The sequence below is a fragment of the Dietzia sp. HMSC21D01 genome (assembly GCF_001815995.1).
GTDB lineage: Bacteria > Actinomycetota > Actinomycetes > Mycobacteriales > Mycobacteriaceae > Dietzia > Dietzia cinnamea.
Genome location: NZ_KV824071.1, coordinates 1 through 3,023, shown reverse-complemented (window position 1 = coordinate 3,023; position 3,023 = coordinate 1). Strand labels below are relative to the sequence as shown.

The following is a 3,023-nucleotide window of genomic DNA, read 5'->3' as shown; positions in this document are numbered from 1 at the left end:
CAACGCGAAGATCCGCGCCTTCATCGACGGTTGGAACCACCGCCCCCACCCCTTCGTCTGGACAAAACCGCCGACGACGTCCTCGCGAAGGCCAACCGTAAGAAGACTTCACATGCGAACCAGCATGCTAATAGGTATGGTGATTTCGTTTACGTTCCCAATTAGGAGAATAAATGTTCCGGCAGGTAGTCGCCGCCCTCGTTTTCGGAGTTCTCGCCGCAGGCTGTGGAAACAATGACAGGGGTGTGTCCGCTATTGCGGCAACCGAGCCGTCATTGGTCGGTGAAGAGTTAAGGCAGCTGGGTGCGACGCATTCCGTAAAAATCGGTGATCGGCTCGGCCCTTTCGCTGTCTCGCCGGGCCAGGTCGCCTGCCCGTCAGACAAGAATTTCTTCACCGAGTTTGACTGCGGGCCGGTCGTGGAGCAATCGCTCGAATTGATCTCGGAAAAGCTCCCGTCGTTACCGGAATCTGAAGCCCGAGATGAGACGTTGAGGCTGACGGACTCGCTACGAAACTTCTTCGCTGATACTCAAGAAGATTGCGCTGCGGCACCGGAACTGGGTGAACTTTCCTCACCTGACCAATCTTTAGCTCGGGCCGGTTGCACTATGGCTGCGTCGTCACTTCAGGAGCGGTTAAACGATTACGTGAGATATCTCGAGAAGCTCGGTGATGGTTGTTTCCAGTCGCGTTGTGAGGAGTGACAATGAAGCGGCCCTTCAACGTTCCTGTCTGGGCGGTCGCGGTTGTTGCGGTCACTATGGCGGCCGGGCTGGTTGCTGGAGCGCTGTGGAGTTCTTCGCAACAGTCGTCGAACCAGGCCCCGTTAGGGCCAACCCTGGCGGAATCGTTCGAGCGGTGCGAGCCTCAGTTCGACGGCTACAACGTGGCGGGAACGGTTTCCGCCGACGGCACGACGATATCCCTGCAATCGCGATCGAGTGACGAACTTGCCGTAGATGCGTTTCGTTGCGTGTTGGATCCTTTGGGGATTCCGGAGAGGATCTGGGCGGAGATTTCTCAAACGCGGCCAATCGACGGGCGACAGAACGGCGGCTGGGACAAATTCGACATAGCTTGGTCTGTGAGTGTGCCCGAGACGACCTACGGCTCGGCTGGCGTACTGCTCTCCGTTTCTGAGGCGAACCACTAGGAACCGGTCGCTACCGAGTACCGACCACACATGCGGCGGCAGTAGCAGAGGCCGCGTTGCCGGACCACTGACCAGCAGGCATCACGGAACACACATTATCGGCGCGTGGCAATCGGGAGTTGTAGCAGCGGTGGTGACTACTACTGCTACCCAACTGCATTACTTGTTCTCTCTGAGGATCAACTGACCACTTTTCGTCTCTGTCACCTGCGGTTCTCTGAAGGACAGCGTTCCTCGATTGACGTGAACTGATCCAGTCACGGCGCCTGCCGAACCGCTATCGCCGCACTCAACCGGCTTTCGTAGATGCCTACGTCAGCACGCGACCCATGCCGACACCGCTGCGGCACAGATCGCCAACCTCATTTCTCAGGCGGGCGCATCCTCGGCGACGTCCGCGGCAATGGCCTCGACTAGCTCCAACGGGATCAGTTCGAGTACCGCATCTTCGATCTCCTGCCCTACCCCGTCCTCGATTAGGCCCGCTCGGACCTTCTTTCTGGCGGCCTGAAACTTTGACTTCCCTGTATCAACGGTCGCGGCTACCTCCGCGGCACGTTGGCCTAGCATCGACAAACGTATGTGCAGATCCTTGCGGGAGTCGTACACGGGGATCGGGATGTCGAAGATGTGCTTGTCGAAATGTCGAGGGCCGAACAATCCAACCGTCTGCAACGGGCGTACCCGTTCAAGGAGCGCCGCAGAGTTGAGAATTGCAGCGAGATAGTTCCCTTCGGCAGCGGTCTCAACGGACGCCCAGTAGAGACCATTTTCGATGATTGCGCTTGTCTCTACTAGTACCGCTGCTGTGAGGATCGACCCGGCCTTTGTGTACACAACACGAAGAGGTGACAGTGGGAGCTGCTTTTGTAGCCCTCTCGAGTAGTTGTACCGGTCTAGCAAGGTAAGAGCAGACTTCTGGTTCTGTTCCCATGCTGAGGACGCGTCATCCCACCAGGTATCGAGCCCGGCGATAGCTGCGATTTCAGCTTCGGAGAGCATGCCGGAAGTGTCGATGGGCAAGACCGCGTGGAGTGGAGCGGTAGGCCTAAAGGGCAAGATGGTTTCGCCCATGTGGACTTCCCGGACGTACTCGGCAGGCACGCTCCCTGTGAGGTCAGGGAGTTCTTTCCAGGGCCGTTTGTCCTGCGCCCCACGGCGAGACGCGACTTGGATTCGCCCAGCGCCAACTCCAAGCGGCCCTGCTGCTTGCTCCGTGACAAACGTCAGCATGCGCGGGTGCAGGGTTGCACCATTGCGGAACCTCTTCTTGTACGGCGATGTAGATGTGTCGGTCCCGTCGCGCTGAACGATCGTGCCGGCCGAAGTGGTGATCCTTTCCTGGGCTTTAGTCCACGGGATGTCAGGTCGGGGCAGTTGACCCGACCATCGCAGTGTTTTTGACGGCAGCCTCTTGCCGGTTGTGTTGGTGCGAGTGAAGCGGATGACGCAGGAGGCCATAGGGAAGCCCGTATCGACGTCTTGGAGGTCCCATGATTCGGCGAACGTGGCGTTGCAGGTGCTGGCGGCCTGGTTCCACACACCGGTCCGAAACGGAGCCTGGGGAGTGCGTGTCATCGTCCCGTGAGGCATCACAAAGGCTGCTCTGCCGCCGTCGTCCAGGTACAGCTCGGTGCAGCGGGCCACGAACAGGGTCGATAGGTCCTGCGCGGTGACGGCGGTGCCGAAGCCAGAAAGCTCTCGTTCGACGGACAAGCGCCGGTACATGCCCTGCATGGCCTCGGTCATCTTGGAATAGCGCAGCCAGGGTGGATTGCCGACGAGGTGGGTGACATGGTTCTCGGGAAGAGACATCCACAATGGACGGATTAGATTTTGGCAACTAGGCGTACTTGGTACGCCTGGT

General features: G+C 58.9%; 3 protein-coding genes. 2 read left to right on the top strand and 1 reads right to left on the bottom strand.

Annotated features, from left to right (window positions below):
* Positions 1-173 precede the first annotated feature (173 nt).
* Both HMPREF3086_RS18635 and HMPREF3086_RS18630 read left to right on the top strand, forming a co-directional pair.
* The gene (locus tag HMPREF3086_RS18635) at positions 174-707 is read left to right on the top strand and encodes a hypothetical protein (RefSeq protein WP_141764111.1); all 534 of its coding nucleotides are present in this window, start codon (positions 174-176) and stop codon (positions 705-707) included.
* Between the two features lie 2 nt (positions 708-709).
* Positions 710-1,156 (top strand): hypothetical protein, encoded by a 447-nt coding sequence (locus HMPREF3086_RS18630; protein WP_141764110.1) that lies wholly within the window; start codon positions 710-712, stop codon positions 1,154-1,156.
* A gap of 369 nt (positions 1,157-1,525) precedes the next feature.
* Here HMPREF3086_RS18630 and HMPREF3086_RS14850 read toward each other — a convergent pair whose 3' ends face one another.
* A complete protein-coding gene (locus HMPREF3086_RS14850; protein ID WP_141764109.1) occupies positions 1,526-2,971 on the bottom strand; it encodes a DNA methyltransferase family protein in 1,446 nt (481 codons plus the stop codon).
* Positions 2,972-3,023 lie beyond the last annotated feature (52 nt).